The sequence below is a fragment of the Myxococcota bacterium genome, assembly GCA_041389495.1.
Taxonomy (GTDB): Bacteria; Myxococcota_A; UBA9160; order UBA9160; family UBA4427; genus JAWKRT01.
In genome coordinates, this window is record JAWKRT010000002.1 from 961,290 (window position 1) to 984,007 (window position 22,718).

A 22,718-nucleotide genomic window follows, 5' to 3' on the forward strand; every position below is an offset into this window, starting at 1 on the left:
GGCACGGAGACGACGATGGACTTCGGTTACAGCGACGAGCAGCAGGCGATCGTCGAGCTCGCGAGCCAGGTGCTCGCCGAGCACTCGAGCCACGAGCGGCAGCGCGCCGTCGAGACGAGCGGCGGGCCGCGCTTCGACGCCGAGCTGTGGAAGCAGCTCGCGGAGACGGGCCTGCTCGGCACGGCCGTGCCCGAGGCGCAGGGGGGCGCGGGCCTCGGCTTCCTCGAGGTCGCGGCGATCTGCGAGAAGGTCGGCCGGCACACCGCCGCGGTGCCCTTCCTCGAGACGGTCGTCGGCGGCGTGCTGCCGATCGCCGAGTTCGGGAGCGAGAAGCAGCGCGAGGAATGGCTGCCGCGCGTCGCGGAGGGCCGCGCGATCCTGACCGCGGCGCTGCAGGAGGACCAGGCGGACCCGGCGAAGCCCGCGACGAGCGCGCGCCGCGACGGCGCGGGCTGGGTGCTCTCGGGTGCGAAGCTTCCCGTCGCGTTCGCCGAGCTCGCCGATCTCGTGCTCGTGCCCGCCACGCTCGACGGCGGCGACGTCGCCGTGTTCCTCGTCGACCCGAAGGCGAAGGGCGTGTCGCTCGTGCCGCTCGCGACCATGACGGGCCAGCCCGCGTCGCTCCTGCGCCTCGACGGCGTGCGCGTCGGCGAGGACGCGGTGCTCGGCGGCGTCGGCGCGGGGCGCCTCGTGCTCGACGGCATGCGGCTGCGCGCGACGGCCGCGCAGTGCGCGGCGGGTGCGGGCCTGTGCGAGGCCGCGCTCGAGATGACGGCCGCCTACATCAAGGAGCGCAAGCAGTTCGGACAGCCGATCGCGATGTTCCAGGCCGTCGGCCACCGCGCGGCCGACGCGTTCATCGACGTGCAGGCCGTGCGGCTCACCGCGCAGCAGGCGTGCTGGCGCATCGCGGCGGGGCTGCCCGCCGAGAGCGAGGTCGCGCTCGCGAAGTACTGGCTCGCCGAGGCCGGCGCGCGCGTCGTCGCGGCCGCGCAGCACCTGCACGGCGGCATGGGCGTCGACCGCGACTACCCCGTCCACCGCTTCTACCTGTTCGCGAAGCAGCTCGAGCTCGATCTCGGCGGCGCGACGCGGCAGCTGCTGCGCATCGGCGACCACCTCGCCGAGATGCCGCTCGGCGAGGTGGGGGCGCGCTTCCAGCCGTGATCACCGAGCTCGACGACTACGCCGTCCACCAGACGACCGACCCGGTCGCGCACCCCGCGACCGGCGATCGCAACTTCTACGACCGCTACTGGTTCAACGGCATCGACGCGGGCGGCGCGTTCACGTTCGAGGTGGGCTTCGGCCTCTACCCGAACCGCTTCGTGCAGGACGGCCACGTGAGCGTGCTGTGCGACGGCGTGCAGACGAGCTTCCACGGCTCGCGGCGCGCGCCCGCCGAGCGGCGCGACGGCTCGGTCGGGCCGCTGCGCGTCGCGGTCGAGCGGCCGCTGCGCGAGGTGCGCGTCGTGCTCGCGGCGAACGAGTCGGGCGTCGAGTGCGACCTGCTCTTCCGCGCGACGACGACGCCGACCGAGGAGCCCAAGAACGTGATGCGCGACGGCACGCGGCTCCTGATGGAGACGTCGCGCTTCACGCAGTTCGGGACGTGGGAAGGCTTCGTGCGCGTCGACGGCACGCGCATCGACGTGCGCGCGGAGACGACGTACGGCACGCGCGACCGCTCGTGGGGCGTGCGTCCGGTGGGCGAGCCCGAGGGCGGCGCGCCCGGCAAGCTCGCGACGCCGGGCGTGCACTGGGTGTGGGCGCCGCTCCAGTTCGACGACGTGTGCACGCAGTACGGCACGTTCCAGGACCCGGACGGCCGGCCGACGCAGCTCTCGGCCTGCATCGTCCCGCGCCACGCGACGCCCGACGCCGTGCCCGCGCGCGAGGACGCGCACCGCGAGATGCGGCGCATGTCGCACGCGACGCGCTTCGCGGCGGGAACGCGCTGGCCCGAGTCGGCGACGCTCTCGTTCGAGACGCGCGAGGGCGAGGCCGTCGAGATCGCGCTCGAGCCCATCCCGGGCATCCCGCGCTTCCACATGCACGGCATCGGCTACCGCCATCCCGAGTGGGGGCACGGCCTGTGGAAGGGCGACCTCGCCGTCGCGGGCGAGCGCTGGAAGCTCGCCGACGTCGACCCGCGCGACCCCGTCGCCATCCACGCGCACACGCCCGTGCGCGCGCGCATGACGGGGCTCGGCCGCGAGCGCACGGGCATCGGCACGCTCGAGACGATTCCCTTCGGTCCGCACGCGCCGTCCGGGCTCACCGGCATCCTCGACGGCGCGCCCGCGCGCGACTGACCCGACCCACCGAGGAGGCCCCGCCATGACGATCGAAGACCCGCGCCCCGCGATCCACGTCGGCCGCGACGACCTGCCGTTCGTCGGCATGCCCGACAAGGCGCAGCTCAAGGTGCTGCAGGTGAAGCGCGGCGAAGGCCTCTGGATCATCGAGAACATCTTCCCGGCCGGCTACGAGGTGCAGACGCACCGCCACAGCGGCCCCGTCTGGGGCTACACGGTGAGCGGCGCGTGGAAGTACAAGGAGTACGACTACGTCAACCGCGCCGGCTCCTTCCTCTACGAGCCGGCGGGCTCCGTCCACACGCTGCAGTCGATCGAGGACGACACGCGCGTGTGGTTCCACATGTACGGCGTCAACATGAACCTCGACGCGAACGGCAACGTGGAGTCCGTCGTGAGCGGCGACACGGCACTCGCCTACTACCTGTATGCATGCAAAGAGCTGGGATACGGGGAGCCCAACGTCCTCGTCGAGTAGGTCACGGGCACGCGCGGCGGGCGGGCGTGTTTCGCGAATGGCTCGCCCGCGCGTCGGGGCTGGGTGCTCGCCAGGGGACGCTTCTAGCGCGGGCTCCGCTTTATTTCGCGAAACCCGCCCGCCCGCCGCGCTTGCGGTCGATTCGCAGACGTTCGGCTCGCGTGGGCCTGGGACTGGGTGGCAGGGTGCCGCTGCGAGCTTCGCGGCCAGGCCTGCTCGAGATTGGGTGGCTCGATGGGTCGTCTGCGAGGGGGGGGTAGCCGTGGCGGGGGTCGTGTCGGGTTCGGCGGCGAACTTGGAGACGCGGCGGGTGTTTCTCGACGGGAGTGCGCGAAGCCATGCGCTCTTGCGGTCGGTCGCGGTCGGGCTGGGGGTGTATCAGCCGGGGTGGCGGTGGTCGCGACACGCGCAGCCCCAGACGGGCAAGCCCTCCGAGAACCACGTCGGGTACGTGCTCTCCGGCGCCATGATGATCCAGGACGCGCGGGGACGAGAGATCCGCGTCGAGACGGGTTTCGCATTCGAGATCGAAGCCGGCGGAGATGCCTGGGTCGTCGGCTCCGAGCCCTGCACCGCGCTCGATTTCATCCCGATCGTCCGCAATGCGTAGGAAACACGACATCGCGAGACGCCGACCCGACGAACGCTCGCTAGTCGACCGACCGCCTCGTACCGACTCCGAGTGCAGTTCCCCGTCCGCCGACTAGCAAGCCATCGATCGGCAACCCGTTTCGATCGGGCCTTGCCACGCTGCAAGCGCCACCTCGATCGAACACGCACCCCGAGTCGCTCGCCGGCGGCGGGTGGGGGTTGCGAAATCAAGCGCAGCCCGCGCTCGAAGAGCCCCTTGGCGAGCACGCCGCCACGACGCGCGGGCGAGCCATTCGCAACCCCACCCGCCGCCCGCGAGCGCGCAGGCCTCTAGAGCTTGCCTTCGGCCATCAGGTCGCACGGGTCCTGGAGGTCGAGTGCGCCCGCATAGCCTCCCGCCGACGCGATCGCGTCGTGCACGGCGTAGCCGAGTACTTCCTGCGCGAGGCGGGGCAGGGTGCGCGCGACGTCGGGCGGGCAGGCGAGGTAGTTGTTCTCCTCGGTGCGCAGCCAGCCGCAGACGAAGCTCGTGTGCAGGCCGCGGCGCCAGCGATCGCTCGTCGTGTTGGCGCCGCCGGCGTGGATCGTGGAGCCCAGGTAGATGGCGGCCGAGCCGGCGGGCATCTCGGCGACTGCGAGCTCGCTCGGCTCGGCACTGCGTTCGCGCGGCCAGCGGTGGCTGCCCGGGACGATCCGGGTGGCGCCGAGCTCCGCGCGGAAGTCGTCGAGCGCGATCATCGTCGCGAGCTGCAGCTCGCCGTGCGGGCGCGGCACGTGCACCCACACGTCCTCGTCGCGGTGCAGCAGCTGCGGTTCGCTGCCGGGGCCGCGGTCGATCAGGTGGCCGAGGTTCAGCTGGTAGCGCGCGCAGCTCGGCAGGAGGATCGCGTCGCACAGCGCGAGCAGCGTCGGGTGCACCATCACCTCGCACGCGAACGTGCGCGACCGGCCCGGCAGGCCCGAGACGTGGCGCGTGCGCTTGCCGAAGAAGAAGCCGATCGCGGGGTTCAGGTGCTCCATCGACGGGTTCGCGGCCTCGCGCGCCGCGGCGACCTCGTCGTTGATGCGCGCGACGACGTCGCTCGCGAGCAGCCGCTCGACGATCACCGCGCCGTCGCGCTCGAGGATCGCGAGCATCTCGTCGATCGGAGCGTCGGCCGCGACGCGCTCGATCCGGGCCTGCGACATCGAAACGTCCTCCGTCAGCCGATCACGCCGTCGGACCGCAGCGCGTCGAGGTCGGCGTCGGAGAGGCCGAGGTCGGCGCGGAGGAGGTCGCGCGTGTCGCGGCCGATGGTCGGCCAGCGCTCCGGCTCGCGCGGCGTGCTGCGCGAGAGCTTCACGGGGTTGCCGACGATGTGGACCGCGCCCTTCCCGTCGGGCCGCGGGATGCGCAGGATCATGTCGCGCAGCGCGACGTGCGCGTCGCGCTCGAGGTCGTCGGCCTCGTAGCTCGGGCCCGCGACGACGCCCGCGTCGGCGAGCGCCTGCGACGCGGCGAGCTTCGTCTTGTCGGCGGCCCAGGCCTCGATCGCCTCGCGGATCGCGCCGTCGGTGTGGTCGCGCCAGCCTTCGCGCGTCGCGAAGCGCGGGTCGTCGAGCCACTCCGGCTTGCCGATCGCGTGCGCGAGCCGCTCGAACTGGTGCTCGCGGCCGACCTGCATCACGAACAGGCCGTCCTTCGCGTGGAAGCACGACAGGATGCCGGGCCAGCTCCTGATCGAGTTGTCCATCACGCCGACGGTCGGGTTGAACGGCACCATGTCCATCATCGCCATCACGGCGTCGAGCATCGCGATGTCGACCTTCTGGCCGACGCCCGTGCGGTCGCGCCCGCGCAGCGCGGCGATCGCGCCGATCGTCGCGAAGAGCGCGCTCGTGATGTCGCCGAGCGCGCCGGCGACGCCGATGTTGGGCAGCCGCCCGGGCTCGGGGCGGAACGAGTAGAAGCCGCCCATCGCCTCGGGGATCGCCGCGTAGGCGGGCCAGCTTCGATAGGGCGAGTCGTGCAGGCTCCCGAAGCCCGAGACCGCGACGTAGACGAGCCCGGGGTGGAGCTTCGCCAGCTCGTCGTAGCCGAGCCCGAACTTCTCCATCGTGCCCGGCTTGAAGTTCTCGGCGACGACGTCGTAGTGCGGGACGAGACGCTTCAGCAGCGCGGCGCCCTTCGGGTTCTTGAGGTCGAGCCCGAGGCTCCGCTTGCACAGGTTGTTGCGCAGGAAGGTCGCGCCCGCCGGCCGGCCGTCGGCGTCCGGGATGCTCGGCGCGGCGGTGCGGCCCGACTCGCCGTGCTCGGGGTGCTCGACCTTCACGACCTCGGCGCCGAGGTGCGCCATCAGCTGCGTCGCGAACGGCACGGCCTGCATCTGCTCGACGGCGAGGATGCGCACGCCTTCGAGGGGGAGGGGATGTCGGGGCTCGCTCATCGTCGTTCCTTCGGGTTCGGGGAATCGGGGTGCGCCGCGCCGTTCGCGCGCTCGCGCTTTCCGAGGAAGGCGCGCGCCGGGTCGAAGACGCGCAGGAGCGCGAGCTCCTCGTCCGTCGCGGGCGCGAGCCGCTCGAGCGCGTCGGCCACCTCGAGCGCGAAGCCGCAGCGCGCGCGGATCTTCTCGACGGCCTCCTCGCGCGTCGCCCCCGCGCGCTCGAAGACGGCGGTCAGCACGAGCGCGCCGTCCGGCGCGCGCTTCTCGAACACGCCCATCGTCGAGACGACGGTCGCGACGCGCGCGCCCGGACTCGTCACGAAGTCGACGCGCTCGCGGAAGGTTCCCTTGCGCTGCACGGCGACGATCAGCAGCTCGCTCGACGCGTTCGCGAGGTCGTTCGCGCCGCCCGAGCCGACGATGAAGCTCCCGTCCGCGTTCCAGCTCGAGTTGACGTTGCCGAGGCGGTCGATCTGCCCGGCACCGAGCGTCGTGAGGCAGCGGTTCGTCGCGCCGCACGCGTGCAGGCCGAGCGTCTCGACGACGTCGGAGAGCAGCGTCGTCGTCGGCATGTTGCGGTAGTTCACGAGGAAGGGGTCGGCCGGGCGCGGGTCGTGGCCGTACATGCCCGTCTCGGCGGCGAGCGCGAAGTCGAGGCCCTCGCCCTCGCCGAGGTGCGAGGCGAGCCACGCGGCGAGCGCGGCCTGGCCGACGCCCGAGAGCACGAGGTCGAAGCCGCCGTCGCGCACGCGCGCGCGCACGCGGCGCGCCGCCTGCACGACCATCTCCTCGACGTCGGTCGCGGGGCCGGCCCCGTCGAGCGCGTCGCCCCAGTGCTCGAGCTCGGCGCGCCAGGTCTCGGGCCCGGCCAGGTACTCGAGCGCCTCGAGCCGGTCGCGCCCGAGCTTCGCGAGATAGCCGGCGGGGTCGCGCGCCGAGTAGACCCAGCGCTCGAGCCACTCCTGATAGGCGTCGTCGGACTCCTGCGCCGCGCGGTGCTCCGTCATGAACGGGTAGTCGTTCGCGTAGGCGCGCAGCTCCGGGATCCCCGTCGCGTAGTTCCCGTACGGGTGCGAGCCGTACGGCGCTTCGCACACGGCCACGACCTTCTCGGCCGGAATGCGCACGAGGTGCGAGTGGCGGCGCACGAAGTCGGTGTCGACGACCTCGTGCACGGTGAGCACGACGCCTTCGCGCGCGGCGAGCGCGCCGTAGACGTTCTCCTGGTGCGGCGGGAAGCAGACGGCGTTGCCGGCGGGGTCGGCCGCCCAGGCGTGCACGAACGCGACGTCGGGCGCGTACGCGCGCACGACGCCCTGCGCCGCGCCGCCTTCCGAGAACGGGTCGGCGACCTCCGCATAGCAACCTGCTTCGGCGAGCTCGCGCGCCATGTCGCTGCCCGCGAGCGAGCGCGTCGGCAGGAAGGGCACGCCCATCGCGCCGGCCAGCAGGCGCTGCGAGATCGTCAGCATCGTCCAGTTCTCGAGCTCGAGCGCGCCCGACGCGAGCGCGCGCGCGACGACGGGGCTCGGGCCGGGCGTCGGGTAGCCCTCGCCCGCGAACGACACGATCGCGCGGCGCAGGAGCCCGGCGCCGACGAGCTGGAGATAGTTGCCCGAGAGCGACGACGAGATGAACTCGAAGCCCGGCTCCGCGCCGCGGAACACGCGCATCAGCTCGTGCAGCGCCGCGACGGGGCGCGCCTGCAGGCTCACGGGGTTGATGCGCATTCCCGGGCGCACGAAGCGCTCGATGGCCTCGCGCAGCGAGCAGCGCTTGTCGGCGACGGGATCGCGCACGCGATCGAGCTTCGCCCCGACGACCCCGCGCCACCCGCTCATCGCGCCTCCGCGCCGTCGGCGCGCAACCCCTGTCGCGTCGACGGCGCGGAGGATCCTAGCCCGCCTCGAGGAGCGCGCGCGGACGGCGCGCCGTGGCCTACGCGGGCGCGGCGGTCCACTCGCCGCGCTGTGCGACGGCGAGCCGCTCCGCTTCCGCGCGCGCGCGCCGCACGCGCATCTTCGCGGCCGACTCGCTGATGCCGAGCTCGTCGGCGATCTCGCGGTACGGCGCGTCGTCGGCCGTGCGCAGCACGAACGCGCGCCGGTTCACGTCGGAGAGCCGCCCGCACAGGAAGAGCGCGTCGCGCCGCACGTCGGGGCGCACGTCGATCGGCTTGCGCGCCCGCCAGTCGCTCGCGACGGCGGCGACGCGGCGATCGTGGCGGCGCCGCGCGCGCAGGTGCATGCGGCACGAGTTGGTGACGATGCGCTCGAGCCAGTGCGCGAAGGGCTGCACGGGCCGGTAGCGCGGCAGCGCACGAAACACCGACAGGAACACCTCCTGCGCGACGTCCTCGGCGTCGGCGCGCGAGCCGACGATCGCAGCGGCGCGCCGCTCGACGCGCGCGCGGTGGCGCGCGACGAGGACGTCGAACGCCTCGCACGGCGCGGGCAGCTCGCGCTGCGCGATCGCGACGAGCGCCTCGTCGCTCTCGTCCGCGAGGGTCGTGTACACCGCGACGGCCATCCCCTTCCTCCTGTCCGCTGCTGCATCCCGGCTCGCGCTCGCGCCGCGCGCGTGCGCGCGCGGACGGCTGCGTTCCGGGTGGCGGAGGGTGGGTGACTGCGTCGGCGCTGCGGGTTCCGGGTTTCCTCCGACTCCTCCGACTCCGCCGCGAAATCGCGCGCGGCCCGCCGCCGGAGGCGCGGCGCTCAGTCGGGGCAGGGCGCGCCGCCGCGCGCGAGCAGCTCGCACAGCGAGCGGAGCCGCGGCGCCGCGGCGGGCGCACCGGCGGCGCGCTCCTCGACGAGCGCGCGCGCGGCCGCGGGCTCGATGCCCGCGCCGACGAGCACGGCGACTGCGCCGCTCACGTGCGCGGCCGCGAGGCTCGTTCCGTCGCCGAACGCGTAGCCGTCGGGCGGCCGCGTCGACAGCACCTCGACGCCCGGCGCGACGACGTCGACCGAGAGGCCGCGGTTCGAGCGCGCGTCGCGTTCGCCGCGCGCGTCGACTGCGCCGACGCCGAGGACGGACGGATAGGCGGCGGGGTAGCGCGGCGCGTCCGCGCCCTCGTTGCCCGCGGCGGCGACGACGACCGCGCCGAGCCGCTCGGCGCGCGCGACGGCGCGCTCGAGCAGCGGGTTCGAGGGCCCGACGAGCGAGAGGTTGAGGACGTTCGCGCCGGCTTCCCACGCGGCGTCGATGCCGCGCAGCACGTCGTAGAGCGCGCACGCGTCGGGGCCGCCGTCGCCGCTCGGCGCGCACACCGGGATCGCCACGACCCGCGCTTCCGGAGCGACGCCCGCGATGCCGACGCCGTTGCCGCGCTCGGCGCCGACCACGCCCGCCATCAGCGTCCCGTGCACGGCCGCGACGCGGCCGACCTCGTCGCTCGCTCGCTCGCCGTCGCCGGCCGGCGCGACGACGATGCGGCCGAGATCGCGGTGCGCGACCTCGGGAAGCGAGTCGAGCAGCGCGACGGTCGCGCCCGCGCCCGCGCTGCGGGCCCAGGCGCGCTCGGCTTCGAGCTGCGTGAGCGCGTACTGGTGCGGGCGGTACGGATCGCCCGCGGCGTCGGGCTCGAACGCGCGCACCTCGGCGGCGGCCGCTCGATAGGTCGAGTGCGCCGTCAGCGCAGCGCCCGGCGGCAGCGCGGCGACGAGCGCCTCGGGCGCGGCGTCGGCCGGGCCGCGCACGCGCGCGACGGTCGCACACAGCACGGGGCTCCAGAACGAGCTCGCGATCTCGGCACCGGGCGCGAGCGCGAAGCCGGGCGCGAGCGCGCCGTCGTCGGCCTTCGGGATCGCGACGAGCGCCTCGCCCGGGATCGCGGTGGCGTCGCCGGCCGGCGCGCGCGGTGCGGCCAGGCGGGTCACGCCCGCGACGTCGGGCGCGGACGCGCTCGGCGCGAGGCCGGGCTCGGCACACGCCGCGCGCGCGTCGCCGGACGCATCGCTCGCGGCCGGCGCGAACGGGCCGCACGTGCCCGGGTCGCCCGCCTGCGCGCGCGCGTCGGCGGCCGCGAGGCCCGCACCGACGGCGACCGCGATGGCGATGGCGACGGCGAGCGCGGGCCCGACGCGGCGCGAGCGGCTATGGAGCGACCGGCTCAGCAAGGCTCGCGACTCCCGTCTCGACTCCGTCCGGGCGCGCGCCTCCCCGCAGCCGCTCCGCCGCGGTCGCCGCATCGGCGCCCGGCTGCAGTCTGACACGATAGACGCCGAGCCGCGTCGGCCCGGCGACGACGTCGGCGCCGATCGCGCGCAACGCGTCGCCGATGCGCTCCGCGGTCGCGGCGCGTGCGAAGACCACGTCGAGCTCGCGCGCCTGCGTCGCCGCGCCGGGGGCGCCCGCGGAGACGGGGCGCGCCTGTGCCGTCTCGTACACGGGTGCGTCGGCGATCGCGCTGCGCCGGCCGGCCGCGAAGCCCGCGCCGACGCCCGCCGCGACCGCGGCGAGCGAGGCCGCGATCGCGAGCCGTCGCCACGCGGCGCCGCGGTCGGCGCGCCGGCGGTGCGCGGCGATGCGCTCGTGCGCGGCGGCGCGCGCGGCCTCGCGCGCGCCGCTCGCCTCGATGCGCGCGCGCACGCGCGCGTAGGCGGCGTCCGCATCGGGCGCCGGCCGCGCGGCCTCGTCGTCGCCGCCGAGCATCCAGTCGATCTCGCGGCGACAGTCGGCGCACGCGGCCGCGTGCGCCTCGATGCGCGCGCGCTCGTCGTCGCCGAGTGCCTCGTCGTCGTACCAGGGCAGCATGCGCAGCACGTCGTCCGGGCAGTGCGCGCGTCCGGTGGCGTCGTTCGTCATCAGCCGGCCTTTCGGTCGAGCCCGCCGCGCAGGTGGTCGCGCGCGCGGGCGATGCGGGATTTCACGGTGCCCTGCGAGATGCCGAGCCGCTCGGCGATCGCGTCGTACGGGAGCTCGTCGAAGAACGCGAGCTCGAGCACCTCGCGCTGTCCGCGCGGGAGCTCGTCGAGCAGCGCGCGCGTGCGGCGCAGCTCGTGGCGCATCGCGAGCACCTCCTCGAGCTCGGCGTCGTCGGGCATCGCGTGCAGGTGCTCGATGCGCGTGGGCACGACGGCGCTGCGCTTCGAGCGCTTGCGGTTGCGGTCGGCGGCCATGCACTTGAACTGTGCGATCCCGAACAGCCACGACGAGGCGCGGCTGCGCCCCTCGAAGCGTCCGGCGCTGCGCCACACCTCGAAGAAGACGTCGGCGGCGACCTCCTCGGCGAGCGACGGGTCGCCGAGGCGGCGCGCGACGAAGGACAGGACGCGCGCGTACCAGGCGTCGAAGAGCGCGCGGTGCGCGGCCTCGTCGCCCGCGGCGATGCGGGCGATCCAGGCGCGGTCGCGGCGGTCGGCGTCGTCGCGTCGGGTGGGGCTCATCCGGAGCGGTGCGTTCCTGCGGCGCGCGGGGGGGTTCCCGTCGCCGAGCCTCTCACGCGTCGTCGCCGGGGGCGGCGGGGCCGCCGGGGGGCCGCCCGGGCCGGGCGGGTTCACGGGCGCGTCGCCCGGCGGCGCCGGGGAGCTCGTTCTGGCCCCCGCAGCCGCCCGCGCCGTCGCAGGCGTCGCGGCCGTCGAACGGCGCCGGCGCGGGCCCGCCGCCGCCGGGCGGCGGCGCGTCGGCGGCGACGTCCTGCGGGCTGAAGAGGCGCGCGACCGAGCCGTGCGCGCCCGCCTCGTCCGCACACGGGCCCGCCGGCGCGAGGCCGTCGCCCGCCGCGGCGAGCGGCGCGAGCAGGAGCGCGACGAGCGCGGACGCCGCGCACACGGCGCGCGCGCTCGCGCGCGGAAGGGCTCGCGTCGACATGCTGCCTCCTGTCCTGCCGTCCGGCCTGCCGTCCGGCCTTCCGTCCGGCCGTCGTCCCGGTGTTCGTCCCGGTCGTCGTCGCGCTCGCTCCGCGCTTCGGTCTCGCGGCCCGCGCGCGGCGCTCAGTCGAGCCCGCCTCGCCACGTCAGGAACAGGCCGACGACGTGCCGGCGGTAGTCGAACACGTCCGCGTTCGAAAAGCGCCGTTCGAAGCGCCAGCGGCCGGAGATCGACACGCCGCGGCCGAGTGCGCGCTCCACGCGGGCGCTCAGCTCGAGCTGGTCGTCGCGCCGGTCGCCGCCCGGGAAGCCGAACGCGGCCGGCGTCGCGGTCGACTGCGGCACGTTCGCGAACGTGCTCGGATGCGCGTAGCGCCGCGCCTCGTAGGTGGCCGCGGCGCGCCACTTCGTGTCGAACGGGCCGTCGGCGCGGAGCGCGACGCCCGTGTCGCCGCCCGCGAAATCGTACTCGTCGCCCTCGGCCTGGTAGAAGTCGAAGGCCGCGTGGACGCGCAGCTCGGTGAGCGGCCCGCCGACCGGCAGCAGGTGCGCGACGCCCGCGCGCACGCCGACGCCGTCGCGGTTGCGCGCCTCGGACTCGTCGGTGCGCGGGCGCCCGCACGGCGTCGGCCCGCCGACCGTGCACGCCGGCAGGTCGGGCGCGCGCACGAGGTAGTCGCGCACGTCGAGCTCGCCGAAGAGCTCGCTCGCGCCGAGCGCGGCCCATCCATGGCGGAGCGCGATCGACGAGTCGTACGTCCACGCGAAGGGGTCGCCGCCCACCCAGGCGTAGCCGGTGTCGAGCTGGACGCGCACGTCCGTGCGCTCGCCGAGGCGGTGCGCGCCGTACAGGCTCCCGTAGGAGTAGTGGACGTCGTAGTCGTCGAGGTCGCCGTGCTCGCTGCCCGCGTAGCCGAGCGCGACGCCCGCATGGCCTCGCTCGAAGCTCCTCTCGACGCCGCCGCGCGCGCCCCAGGCGGCGCGCACGTCGCGCTCGTCGCTGATCTCGGCGGCGGTCACCTCGCGGCCGAGCCGCACGACGTTGGTGTCGCCCTCGACGCCGATCTCGACCTCCGCCCACGGGCGCCAGCGCGCGTGCGCGCCCGTCCCGCGCACGCGTTCGAGCGCGCGCGCGGCGGAGTCGGCCCACGGCGTCCCGGGCCAGTCGTGCGCGATGCGCGCGAGCGCCTCGTCGGCGCGCGCGCGGTCGCCCGCGCCCTCCCACGCGAGGCCGGCGAAGTAGGAGGCGACGGGCTCGACGCGCGCCGGGTCGAGCCGGCGCGAGCGCTCGAGGCGCGCGGCCGCAGCGGCCGCCTCGCCGCGCTCGAGCAGCAGGAGGCCCCTGTAGAGATGGAGCTCGGGGTCGTCGGCGAGCGCGGGCTCGGCGCGCGCGAGGCGCGCCTCGGCCTCGTCGAGCCGGCGCGCGTGGTACATCGCCGCCGCCGCCTCGAGGAAGCGCGCGGCCGACGGGTCGAGGCGGGCGGCCTCGTCGAGCGCGGCCGGCGCCGCATCGGTGCGGCCGAGCGCGAGGTAGCAGCGGCCGAGGCGCGCGTGCGTCTCGGCGTCGGCGGGCCGCGCGGCCGCGTTCGCCTGCAGCCGCTCGAGGCCGGCGTCGCAGCCGGGGCTCGGGGGCTGTGCGGAGGCGGCCGGCGCGCCGAGCGCGAGCAGCGCGACGGCCGTGTGGGCGAGCGCGAGCGCGGCTGCGCGGGAAGCGCGGCGGCGCGCGGACGGCGCGGGCCGGCCGCCGGGCGCGTCGGCGCGCGGGCGGAAGAGCGGCGGCGAGGTCGTGGAGAGCGGCAAGCGGGGGCCCGATCGTCGGCGCGGGGCGAGCACCGTCGCTCGCGGACGCGCGAGCCTTCCACGGGCCGCGCGGTGGGTCAAACCCGGATTGGTGTCGCGCCGCGCGGCCCCGTGCCGCGCCTGCCCCACCCGCCGCGCCGTGCGCAGTGTGCGCCGCGCCTGCCGGCGGAGGCCGCGCCGTGCGTACGTCCCGGCCGTCGCGGCGCGCACGCGCGGGCGAAGCGGCTAGGATCCGCGCCGGCCCCCCGCCCCGTCCCGTCTGCAGCCGATCGATCGCGTCGGAGGCCTCGGGCGCCGGGCGCGAGAGCGCGTTCGCCGCTCACTCGGCCGGCCCGACGCCGGCCGCGCGCGTGCGCGCCGTCGCGGCGGCGGGGGCGGACCCGACAGTGTCGACCAGGACGGAGAACATGAGCGAAGCCACGACCGGACTCCTCTCGTACGGCGCCTACGTCCCCGTGACGCGCCTTCCGCTCGCGCTGATCCAGGGGCGCAAGCCGAAGGACGGCGGCCCCGAGAAGGCGGTCGCCTACTACGACGAGGACGCCGTCACGATGGCGGTCGCGGCCGCGCTCGACTGCCTCGCGGGCAGCGATCGCAGCGCGGTCGACGCCGTGTACTTCGCGTCGACGAGCTACGAGCTGCGCGAGAAGCAGGGCGCGGCGCTGATCGCGAAGGCGCTCGACCTGCGGCGCGACGTGCTCACCTCGGACCACGCGGGCTCGCTGCGCGCGGGCACCGCCGCGCTCGAGGCCGCGCTGTGCGCGGTCGGCGCGGGCGCCGCGAAGCGCGCGCTCGTCGTCGTCGCCGACTGCAGGATGGGCGCGCCGAAGGGCGCGCTCGAGGCGAAGGTCGGCGACGGCGCCGCGGCATTCCTCGTCGGCGGCGCGGCGAGCGGCGCGTCGCCGATCGCGACGTGGACGGCGAGCGCGGCGGTCGCCGACGAGCTGCAGGACAGCTGGCGCATCGACGGCGAGCGCTTCACGCACAGCTGGGAGGACCGCTTCGTCGCGACCGAGGGCGTCGTGCCGTGCCTCGCGGACGCGCTGCGCGCGCTCTTCGCGAAGGCGGGCGTCGCGGGCGGCGACCTCGCGAAGGCCGCGGTCTACGCGCACGACGCGCGCACGCTCGGCACCGTCGCGAAGGAGGCCGGCATCCCGGCCGACCGCCTGCAGGACCCGCTGTCGGCCCGGCTCGGCAACACGGGCTGCGCGTTCGCGCCGATGCTGCTCGTCGCGGCGCTCGAGGGTGCGAAGGCCGGCCAGCGGATCGCGTGCGCGAGCTACGGCGACGGCGCGCACGCGCTGCTCTTCGAGACGACCGACGCGATCGCGAAGCTCGAGCCGCGCCGCGGCGTCGCGGGGCACCTCGGCAAGCGCATCCCGCTCGGCTCGTACGACGCCTACCTGCGCAGCCGCAAGCTCGATCCGAAGGAGTGGGAGAGCGGCGCCGACCTCGGGCTCTCCGCGACGATCCGCTTCCGCGAACGCGACGCCGACATCGCGCTCGTCGGCGGCCGCTGCACGGAGTGCGGACAGATCCACCTGCCGCGGCCGCGCGTCTGCATCAAGTGCCACGCGAAGGATCGCTTCGAGCCCGCGCGCCTCTCCGACCGCCCGGGCCGCGTGCTCGCCTACACGTTCGACTACTTCTTCCCGGCCGCCGAGCCGCCCACGATCATGGTGATGACGGAGGTCGCGGGCTGCCGCGTGCAGGTCCAGCTCGCGAACTGCAAGCCCGACCGCGTGCGCCTCGACATGCCCGTCGAGTACGTGTTCCGCAAGATCCACGACGCGGGCGGCAAGGCCAACTACTTCTGGAAGGCGAGCCCGCCGTTCGAGGAGATCGGCGCGAACGGCGGTGGAGGAGCTTCGTCATGATGAATCCCGAGGCGATTCGCGACAAGGTCGCGGTGACCGGCGTCGGCTGCTGCCAGTTCGGCGAGAACTGGGACAAGTCGCGCGAGGACATGATGGTCGAGGCCGTGTGGGAGGCCTACGCGGACGCGGGCATCGACGACCCGGACGCGCAGATCGACGCCGTGTTCGCCGGCGCCGTGTATCCGCGCGAGGGCTCGGGCGAGGTGGCCGAGTCGCTCAAGCTCTTCGGGAAGCCCATCACGATGCTGATGGACTACTGCCAGACGGGCACCGACGCGTTCCGCTGCGGCGTGATGTCGGTCGCCTGCGGCATGTACGACACCGTGCTCGTGCTCGGCTTCGACAAGCCGAAGGATCGCGGCGTCTCGGGCCCGTCGGTGAACTTCGACCGCGTGCGCGGGCTGCCCGCGACGCCGGCGGGCTGGTTCTCGCTCTGCGCCGCTCGTTATTTCGAGACGTACGGCGCGGGCCGCGAGGACCTCGCGCGCATCGCCGTCAAGAACCACCACAACGGCACGCTCGCGCCCAAGTCGATGCTGAAGAAGGAGATCACGGTCGAGGACGTGCTCTCGGCGCGCATCATCTCGTGGCCCTTCGGGCTCTACGACTGCGCGGCGCAGAGCGACGGCGCGGCGGCCGCCATCATCACGCGGCGCGACCTCGCGAAGCAGGTGCGCGACGACCACGTGCTCGTGAAGGCCGTGACCGTCTCGACCGCCGAGCACCCGCAGCGCGACCCGGACTTCGACTTCCTCGCCTGGAAGCCCACGCTCTACGCCGCGAAGGACGCCTACGCGCAGGCCGGCATCACCGAGCCCTTCCGCCAGCTCGACGTCGTGCAGCTGCACGACTGCTTCACGCTGACCGAGATGCTCACGTACGAGGACCTCGGCCTGTGCAAGAAGGGCGAGGCGAAGGATCACGTCGCGTCGGGCACGTTCGCGCTCGGCGGCGAGCTGCCGGTGAACACCGACGGCGGCCTCAAGACCTTCGGCCACCCGACCGGCGCGACCGGCGTGCGCATGATCTACGAGAACGTGCTGCAGCTGCGCGGCCAGGCCGGGCCGCGCCAGGTGAAGGACGCGACGACCGCGCTCTCGCACAACATCGGCGGCCCGCCGCAGACCTGCGGCATCGCCATCCTCGGGATGCCGTAGGCGCGCGATGGCCGCGAAGACGGTCGACCTCGGCACCGAGTACCTGCGCCTCGAGCACGAAGGCCACCTCGCGCGCTGCACCATCCAGCGGCCGCGGAAGCGCAACGCGCTCACCGTGGGCATGTACTTCGGGATCCGCCGCGCGGTGAACTACGTGAACGCCCAGAGCGAGGCGACGGCGCTCGTGCTCACCGGGGTCGACGACGTGTTCGCGCCCGGCGGCGAGATGACGGGCCACCACCCGGACACGACGCCGCACGACTACGACCTGCTCCAGGAGATCGGCAACGAGTGGCTGCCGTTCGAGGCGATCCGCAACAGCCGCGCGCCCGTCGTGTCGGCCGTGAACGGCATCTGCCAGGGCGGGGGGCTCCTGATCGCGATGCTCGCCGACGTGTCGGTCGTGAGCGAGCGCGCGACGTTCCGGGCGCCCGAGCTCCTGCGCGGCGTCGCCGACACGGGCTATGCGGCCTATCTCCCGCCCCACGTCGGCGTCGCGCGCGCGCGCGACATGCTGCTCACCGCGCGCACGGTCGGCGCGCGCGAAGCCGTCGAGATGGGCCTCGTCTCGCGCGTCGTGCCGCACGAGCGGCTGCTCGAGGAGGCGGACGCCGCAGCCGAGGCCGTGCTCCTCACCGCGCCCGACGCGCGCATGCAGCTCAAGCGGATCCTGAACGCGAACTACGGCAAGGTCGACCTGATGACGTTCAACGCGTCGCTCGACGGCCCCGAGGTGCGCGAGGGCTTCGCGGCGTTCGGCGAGAAGCGCACGCCCGCCTGGGTGCCGAAGTCGCTCGCGACGGGCAAGCGGCTCTAGTCGGCGCGCGCGACGCGCCCCGCAACCAGGAAACGGAGAGACCGAGATGACCTATCGCGTGATCCAGTGGGCCACGGGCGGCGTCGGTCGCTCCTCGATCTCCGCCATCGCGACGCACCCCGAGCTCGAGCTCGTCGGCTGCTGGGTGCACGGCGCGGACAAGGAAGGCAGGGACGCGGGCGAGCTCGCCGGGATCGGAAAGCTCGGTGTCGCGGCGACGCGCGACGTCGACGCGCTGCTCGCGATCGACGCCGACTGCGTCGTCTACAGCCCCGTGATCGCGAACCCCGAGGAGATCCGCCGCATCCTCGAGTCGGGCAAGAACGTCGTGACGCCGCTCGGCTGGTTCTACCCGAAGTCGCTCGACACGACGAAGCTCGAGGCGGCGTGCAGGAAGGGCAACGCGACGCTGCACGGGACGGGCATCCACCCGGGCGGCATCACCGAGCGCTTCCCGCTCGTGGTGTCGGCGCTCTCGACGCGCATCACGCACGTGCGCGCCGAGGAGTTCAGCGACATCCGCAGCTATGCCGCGCCCCAGGTCGTCGGCGACGTGATGCTCTTCGGGAAGACGCCCGACGAGGCCGTGAAGAGCCCGATGGTGAAGCTCCTCGGCGCGGGCTTCCTGCAGTCGGTCGACATGGTGGCCGACGCGATCGGCGTCGAGCTCGACCCCGAGCGCCGCATCGTCCACCAGATCGCGGTCGCGACGAAGCCGATCGAGAACACGCCGATCGGCACGATCGCCGAGGGGCGCGTCGCCGGGCAGCGCTTCCAGTGGCAGGGCACGAAGGACGGCGAGCCCGTCGTGTCGGCGATCGTGAACTGGATGATGGGCGACCAGCACCTCGCGCCCGCCGGCGCGGCCCACGAGGTGCCGCACGGCTGGCGCTTCGGCAGCGAGGGCGAGCGCTTCGAGGTCGAGGTGACGGGCGAGCCGCCCGTGCACCTCACGTTCCACGGCCTGCACCCGACGACGCTCGACCAGGATCCGAACCCCGGTGTCCAGGCGACCGCGCTGCACTGCGTGAACGCCGTGCCGTTCGTGTGCCGCGCGGAGCCCGGGATCAAGACGTATCTCGACCTGCCGCCCTACTGGGGCACCGCGCACCCGCGGCTGCGGAGTCGTTAGGCGCCCGCCGCGGCGCGCTCGGCGCGCTCGGCGCGCTCGTCGGGCCGAGCGGGTCAGCGCGGGTCAGCGCGCGGCGACGCGCTCGCGCCCGCCGCCGTCGGGCGCGTACCAGACGGGCGAGGTGATCGCGCGCTCCTGGATGGTCTTCGGGAACGCCGGGTCGTCGCAGAGCGCGGGCCGCGCGGCGGGCGACGTGCGCAGGCACTCCCAGGTCGTCCAGCGGCAGCTCGGGTTCTCGACCGCGCGCGCGTAGTAGACGGCCGCGCGCGTCGGGTCGAAGTCGGGGTCGGTCCACACGCTGCAGAGCGCGTCGGCGCCCGGGCCGGTCGGCGTGCAGGTGGCGAGGTCGACGCCCGCGCCGTTGCCGGCATCGCCCGCGACGTCGTAGACCGCCTGGTGCGTCGCGCCGTCGTCGTCGACCCAGCCCTTCACGATCTGCAGGCGCTGCAGCCGGCCGCCCGGCCACTGCGCGGTGCCCGGGTCGCGCAGCGCGCTCGCCGCGAAGGTCGGTGCGGCGCCGGCGCGCGCGGGCCGCGGCGGGAGGTCGCCGCCCATCGGCACGCCCTGTGCGTCGGCGGCGGCCGCGAAGTCGGCGCGCGCGCACAGGTCGGGCGCGAGGTCCCAGCCCGCGTAGAGGCGCGGCTCGATGCGCGGCCCCGTCGTCGCGAACGTCTCGCGCCGCTTCATCGCGTCGAAGAGGGCGTCGCGCGTGTTCTCCTCGGCGTAGACGCCGACGAGGCCGCCGGGCGCGCGCGCGGGCCACGCCATGATGCCCGACTCCTCCGGCTCGAGGCGCTCGGCGGCGGTCGCGTCGAGCAGGCAGCAGCCGTCGTAGGAGTACTCCTCGACGTCGCCGGGCGTCGAGTTGTGCGTGTCGGTGCTGCCGATCATGCCGAACGCGTACGGGTTGACGCCGATGCGCTCGCGCTCGCGCAGCCCCTCGACGAGCGCATAACGAGCGAAGTCGAGCGTGCTCTCGCACCCGCGCCCCGCCATCGCGCCCGCGCCGACCGCGCCCGGCGCGCACGGCGCGAACTCGCGGCCGAACGCGCTGCGGATCTTCTCGAAGCCGCACAGCTCGTCCTCGTCACCGAGCACGTCGGGCCGGCCCATCGCGCACTCCGAGTCGCCCTTGATCTGCGTCACCTCGACGAGGGGCTCGAGCGCGGCGCGCAGGCGCGCGCGGCGCTGCTGCTCGGCCGGCGGCTCGTCCAGGTAGTCGAGCGTGAACATGCGGCCGTTCGAGAGGTTCGGGTTGTGCGGGATGGCGAGCGCCTCGCAGCCGCTCCCCGTCGCGTTGCAGCGCGCCTCGAGCTTCTCCCACAAGTCGAGCGCGGTCGGCGCGTCGATGAACGAGATCGGCAGCTCGGGGGCGATCTCGTTCCGCAGGACGACGTTGCGGTGCACCTTGGACTGGCCGGGCGAGCGGCTGTACTCCCAGGCCTGGAAGGTCGTGAACGCGCACGCGCTCGAGCGGTCGTAGTGGCGCTCGGCGGCGTCGCGCGTCTCCTGCCACGCGCGCGCGGCCCACGCGCGGCAGAGCGCGCCGTCCTCGCCGCACAGCGCGGCCTTGCGGCCGCCGACGAGGTCGACGACGCTGAACGCCTTCGCGAGGTTGCCCGCGCCGATCGCGCGCAGCGCGAAGGTCGCGAGCGACGCCTCCTCGCCGCGGTACACGCGGCATGCGCGCGCGTCGTAGGCGGGCGAGTCGGGCCGCGTGCAGAGCGCGACCTCGGCGAGCCACTCCGCGTGGTCGGTGACGGCCGCGAAGTCGAGCGGGCGCTCGAGGCGCGCCGAGCGCGTGCCGCCGCCCTGCGCGTCGAACGGCCCGAGCGCGATCGCCTCGCCGCGCGCGAAGCGGTAGGCGTCGTCGGGCGTCGTCACGAGCCCGCGCGAGGCCGCGTCGAACGAGAAGCCCGTGTGGACGTGGAGGTCGCCGAAGAACGCGCGCCGGTGCGGGCTCCGCTCCGCGCACGGGGCGCGCGCGGCGAGCGGCGCCGGCGCGGCCGGCGCCGACGGCGGCTGCCACTCGAAGCCCTCGAACTCGGTCGGGACGAAGGAGGCGCAGGCCGCCGCGGCGGCGAGCGCGGCGGCGACGCCGGCCCGGCGGCGCGCCGCCGGGCCGCGCGCGGAGCGGCGAAGTGCGGAGCGCGTCACGGCGGCGGGCCTCCCGGCAGGCGCGTCCGGGGGCGGGCGCGCGGTGGGGCGACGGTAGTCGAGGCGTCGCCGGACGTCCGCGGCGAAGCACTCGATTCAACCACTTGCTTGAATCGAGTGCTTCGCGTAGCGTGCGCCGCCGTGCCCCCCGCCGACACCCGCACGCGCATCCTCGACCGCGCCGAGCGCCTGTTCGCCGAGAGCGGCTTCGAGGGCGTCTCGCTGCGCGAGGTCGGGCGCGCGGCGCGCGTGAACTCGGCCGCCGTCCACTACCACTTCGGGTCGCGCGAGGCGCTCGTCGAAGCCGTCGTCCTGCGCCGCATGGAGGCCGTCCAGCGCCGGCGCCGCGAGCTGCTCGACGCGCTCGTCGCCGAGGGCGCGGCGCGCTCCGTCCGCCGCCTGCTCGGCGTGCTCGTCGACCCGCTCGTCGAGCTCGTGCTGCGCGAGCCGCGCGCGGGTCGCGCCTACGTGCGGCTCCTCGCGCGCCTCTACGCCGACCGCAAGGCCGACGCCTACGCGCTCGCGATGCGCCACTTCGGCGAGGTGCACACCGAGCTCGGCCACCACCTCGCGCGCGCGCTGCCCGACGTGCCGCCGCCCGTGCTCGCGCGGCGCATCGCGCTGTGCGTGCAGGCCACGCTCGCGACGCTCGCCGACCCGGCGCCCTACGCCGTCGCGCGCGCGGCGGGCGTGCCGCCCGACGCGCCCGACGCCGTCGCGCGCGAGCTCGTCGACTTCATGGCCGGCGGCCTGTGCGCGCCGGCCGGCGCGCGCGGCGACGAGGTCGCCGCGTCCGCGTCCGATGTGCGCTCCGCGCGCGCCGCATCCCCCGCGAGCGCGGCGCGCGCCGCCTCGCCGTACGACGTCCACGCGCCCGACCCCGGCTCGCTCGTGCGAGCGGGTGAGCAGGAGAGAGCCGGATGACGCCCCCGCAGATCGACTACTGGATCCACGACGCCGACAACCACTACTACGAGCCCGACGACTTCTGCACCCGCCACATCGAGGAGCGGTACAGGAAGGCGACGTGCTGGCTCGATCGCGTCGAGCCCGGCGTGCCGGCGCGCATGTACGTCGGCGACGAGCGCTGCGAGTTCTACAGCGTGGGCGCGGGCGACTCGATCGGCCGGCCCGGCGTGATGAAGGCGTTCCTCAAGGGCCAGGTCGACGAGGGCGGGAGCCCGTCGCTCGCGCCGCACTTCGCACTCGGCGTGCCCGAGTTCGTCGACCGGCGCGCGCGGCTCGCGAAGATGGACGAGCAGCGCGTCGAGCGGACGCTGATGCTGCCGTCGGCCGGCATCGGCCTCGTGCCGCAGCTCGCGCAGCCGAAGCACCGCGAGGTGATGATCCCGACGCTGCGCGCGTTCAACCGCTGGCTCGAGGAAGACTGGGGCTACGGCGCCGACGGGCGCATCTACGGCGCGCCGCTCGTCGCGCTGCAGGAGCTCGAGGACGGGCTCGCGGAAGTCGATCGCGTGATCGCGGCGGGCGCGCGCTTCGTGTGCCTGATGGCGGGCCCGATCGACGGGCTCTCGCCCGGCGATCCGCGCTTCGACCCGTTCTGGGCGCGCGTCGAGGAGGCGCGCGTCGGGGTCGTGTTCCACATCGGGAGCACGACGGTCGAGCGCGCGTACAACACGGCGTGGGGCCTGCGGGCGGCGCCGCCCTCGCACCGCCACTCGCTCATGGAGTACGCGCTCTCGTTCACCGAGCGGCCGGTCGCCGACACGCTCACCGCGCTCGTCGCCGACAACGTGTTCGGCCGCTTCCCCGGTCTGCGCGTCCTCTCGGTCGAGTACGGCTCGAGCTGGGTCGCGCCGCTGCTGCGCAAGCTCGACGCGATCGCGCGCCTCTACAGCAAGGACCTCTGGCGCTTCGGGCGCCCGCCCGGAACGCCGAGCGAGCTCTTCCGACGCCACGTCTGGGTGTCGCCGTTCTTCGAGGACGACGTGCCCGCGCTCGCGCGCACGATCGGGGCCGAGCGCGTGCTCGGCGGCTCCGACTATCCGCACCCCGAGTGCCTGCTGTGGCCGATGGAGTTCGCGGAGGAGCTCGGCGGCATGAGCGACGCCGACGTTCGCCGCGTGCTGCGCGACAACTTCGAGGAGCTCGTCGCCTGACGCCCCGGCCCGCTCGCAGTGCGCGCGCCGCGAGCCCG

General features: G+C 75.0%; 20 protein-coding genes. 10 read left to right on the forward strand and 10 right to left on the reverse strand.

Annotated features, from left to right (window positions below; translation table 11 throughout):
* Window positions 1–15 precede the first annotated feature (15 nt).
* The 4 genes from R3E88_14990 to R3E88_15005 all read left to right on the forward strand — a co-directional run bounded on the left by R3E88_14990 (window position 16) and on the right by R3E88_15005 (window position 3,406).
* Complete coding sequence (locus R3E88_14990) at window positions 16–1,167, forward strand: acyl-CoA dehydrogenase family protein (GenBank protein ID MEZ4217788.1); 1,152 nt, start codon at window positions 16–18, stop codon at window positions 1,165–1,167.
* Window positions 1,164–2,315 (forward strand): hypothetical protein, encoded by a 1,152-nt coding sequence (locus tag R3E88_14995; GenBank protein ID MEZ4217789.1) that lies wholly within the window; start codon window positions 1,164–1,166, stop codon window positions 2,313–2,315. Before R3E88_14990 ends, R3E88_14995 begins: the two co-directional genes overlap by 4 nt.
* A gap of 25 nt (window positions 2,316–2,340) precedes the next feature.
* Window positions 2,341–2,796 carry a 2,4'-dihydroxyacetophenone dioxygenase family protein gene (locus R3E88_15000; GenBank protein MEZ4217790.1) on the forward strand — a complete coding sequence of 152 codons (456 nt, stop codon included), beginning with the start codon at window positions 2,341–2,343 and terminating at the stop codon, window positions 2,794–2,796.
* Between the two features lie 262 nt (window positions 2,797–3,058).
* The gene (locus R3E88_15005; GenBank protein ID MEZ4217791.1) at window positions 3,059–3,406 is read left to right on the forward strand and encodes a hypothetical protein; all 348 of its coding nucleotides are present in this window, start codon (window positions 3,059–3,061) and stop codon (window positions 3,404–3,406) included.
* 311 nt (window positions 3,407–3,717) lie between these two features.
* On the opposite strand, the gene R3E88_15010 is transcribed toward R3E88_15005, so the two are convergent.
* From R3E88_15010 to R3E88_15050, 9 genes are all read right to left on the reverse strand, one after another.
* Entirely contained in the window at window positions 3,718–4,575 is an 858-nt protein-coding gene (locus R3E88_15010) for a phytanoyl-CoA dioxygenase family protein (GenBank protein MEZ4217792.1), read from the reverse strand.
* 14 nt (window positions 4,576–4,589) lie between these two features.
* Entirely contained in the window at window positions 4,590–5,813 is a 1,224-nt protein-coding gene (locus R3E88_15015) for a CoA transferase (GenBank protein MEZ4217793.1), read from the reverse strand.
* On the reverse strand, window positions 5,810–7,651 hold the full coding sequence (locus tag R3E88_15020) for a CoA-transferase (GenBank protein ID MEZ4217794.1): 1,842 nt from the start codon (window positions 7,649–7,651) through the stop codon (window positions 5,810–5,812). The genes R3E88_15015 and R3E88_15020 overlap by 4 nt, the downstream gene beginning before the upstream one ends.
* Window positions 7,652–7,748: 97 nt before the next feature.
* Complete coding sequence (locus tag R3E88_15025) at window positions 7,749–8,339, reverse strand: sigma-70 family RNA polymerase sigma factor (protein MEZ4217795.1); 591 nt, start codon at window positions 8,337–8,339, stop codon at window positions 7,749–7,751.
* 185 nt (window positions 8,340–8,524) lie between these two features.
* Window positions 8,525–9,928 (reverse strand): S8 family serine peptidase, encoded by a 1,404-nt coding sequence (locus tag R3E88_15030; protein MEZ4217796.1) that lies wholly within the window; start codon window positions 9,926–9,928, stop codon window positions 8,525–8,527.
* On the reverse strand, window positions 9,906–10,616 hold the full coding sequence (locus tag R3E88_15035; GenBank protein MEZ4217797.1) for a zf-HC2 domain-containing protein: 711 nt from the start codon (window positions 10,614–10,616) through the stop codon (window positions 9,906–9,908). The genes R3E88_15030 and R3E88_15035 overlap by 23 nt, the downstream gene beginning before the upstream one ends.
* Window positions 10,616–11,197, reverse strand: a complete 582-nt coding sequence (locus tag R3E88_15040) for a sigma-70 family RNA polymerase sigma factor (GenBank protein ID MEZ4217798.1) — start codon at window positions 11,195–11,197, stop codon at window positions 10,616–10,618. The genes R3E88_15035 and R3E88_15040 overlap by 1 nt, the downstream gene beginning before the upstream one ends.
* A gap of 52 nt (window positions 11,198–11,249) precedes the next feature.
* Window positions 11,250–11,621: a hypothetical protein gene (locus tag R3E88_15045; GenBank protein MEZ4217799.1), complete on the reverse strand. Its 372-nt coding sequence runs from the start codon at window positions 11,619–11,621 to the stop codon at window positions 11,250–11,252.
* Window positions 11,622–11,743: 122 nt separating this feature from the next.
* Window positions 11,744–13,420, reverse strand: coding sequence for a hypothetical protein (locus R3E88_15050; GenBank protein ID MEZ4217800.1), 1,677 nt, complete (start codon window positions 13,418–13,420; stop codon window positions 11,744–11,746).
* Between the two features lie 407 nt (window positions 13,421–13,827).
* Between R3E88_15050 and R3E88_15055 the strand changes: the two genes are divergently transcribed.
* The 4 genes from R3E88_15055 to R3E88_15070 are packed head-to-tail and all read left to right on the forward strand — an operon-like array spanning window position 13,828 to window position 18,403.
* The gene (locus R3E88_15055) at window positions 13,828–15,297 is read left to right on the forward strand and encodes a zinc ribbon domain-containing protein (GenBank protein ID MEZ4217801.1); all 1,470 of its coding nucleotides are present in this window, start codon (window positions 13,828–13,830) and stop codon (window positions 15,295–15,297) included.
* Window positions 15,294–16,454, forward strand: a complete 1,161-nt coding sequence (locus tag R3E88_15060) for an acetyl-CoA acetyltransferase (protein ID MEZ4217802.1) — start codon at window positions 15,294–15,296, stop codon at window positions 16,452–16,454. The genes R3E88_15055 and R3E88_15060 overlap by 4 nt, the downstream gene beginning before the upstream one ends.
* Before the next feature lie 7 nt (window positions 16,455–16,461).
* Window positions 16,462–17,271, forward strand: a complete 810-nt coding sequence (locus R3E88_15065; GenBank protein ID MEZ4217803.1) for an enoyl-CoA hydratase/isomerase family protein — start codon at window positions 16,462–16,464, stop codon at window positions 17,269–17,271.
* A 46-nt stretch (window positions 17,272–17,317) separates the two neighbouring features.
* Window positions 17,318–18,403, forward strand: a complete 1,086-nt coding sequence (locus tag R3E88_15070) for a dihydrodipicolinate reductase (GenBank protein MEZ4217804.1) — start codon at window positions 17,318–17,320, stop codon at window positions 18,401–18,403.
* 63 nt (window positions 18,404–18,466) lie between these two features.
* Here the strand turns inward: R3E88_15070 and R3E88_15075 are convergent, their stop codons facing one another.
* Window positions 18,467–20,560, reverse strand: coding sequence for a DUF3604 domain-containing protein (locus R3E88_15075; GenBank protein MEZ4217805.1), 2,094 nt, complete (start codon window positions 20,558–20,560; stop codon window positions 18,467–18,469).
* A 141-nt stretch (window positions 20,561–20,701) separates the two neighbouring features.
* Here R3E88_15075 and R3E88_15080 point away from each other — a divergent pair, with 141 nt between their 5' ends.
* Together R3E88_15080 and R3E88_15085 are read left to right on the forward strand one after the other, a co-directional pair.
* Window positions 20,702–21,484, forward strand: coding sequence for a TetR/AcrR family transcriptional regulator (locus R3E88_15080; GenBank protein MEZ4217806.1), 783 nt, complete (start codon window positions 20,702–20,704; stop codon window positions 21,482–21,484).
* Window positions 21,481–22,680, forward strand: coding sequence for an amidohydrolase family protein (locus tag R3E88_15085; protein ID MEZ4217807.1), 1,200 nt, complete (start codon window positions 21,481–21,483; stop codon window positions 22,678–22,680). The genes R3E88_15080 and R3E88_15085 overlap by 4 nt, the downstream gene beginning before the upstream one ends.
* The last annotated feature ends 38 nt before the right edge of the window (window positions 22,681–22,718 follow it).